Below are 515 nucleotides of genomic sequence, written 5' to 3'. Positions count from 1 at the left end.
TTCCTGATCCTGGATCCACAGGTCGGCAAACACCCCGTAGCGGTCGAAAATGTTTTGCCCGTACTCCGAATACGACTCCAGATACGACGTCTGAATCTCCTTGCCGATGAACTCCACATACGGCGACGTGAGGTATTCCTTGATGTAGGACATCAGCTTGGATTCTGTCTCCGGCGGGAACTGCTCGCGCTCGATCTGCTGCTCGAGCACGTACAGCAAGTGCACCGGATTGGCCGCCACCTCCGTGCCGTCGAAGTTGAACACCTTCGAGAGCACCTTGAAGGCAAAGCGTGTCGACAAGCCCGTCATGCCCTCGTCGATGCCGGCCAAGTCGCGGTACTCCTGGTACGACTTCGCTTTCGGGTCGACATCCTTCAGGCTCTCGCCGTCATACACGCGCATCTTCGAGAAGATGTTGGAGTTCTCGGGCTCTTTTATGCGGGTGAGCACCGCGAACTGCGCCATCATCTTCAGCGTGTTCGGCGCGCACGGCGCAGCGGCCAGCGAGCTGTTGC

General features: G+C 58.4%; 1 pseudogene. It reads right to left on the bottom strand.

Annotation, left to right across the window (positions count from 1 at the left end):
- Positions 1-515, bottom strand: a pseudogene (locus E2H86_RS25850) (PrkA family serine protein kinase); the annotation flags it as partial.

The sequence above is a fragment of the Pseudomonas putida genome (assembly GCF_004357765.1).
Lineage (GTDB): Bacteria > Pseudomonadota > Gammaproteobacteria > Pseudomonadales > Pseudomonadaceae > Aquipseudomonas > Aquipseudomonas putida_U.
Note: the sequence above shows the minus strand (reverse complement) of the source record. Positions and strands in the feature narration are given on the sequence as shown.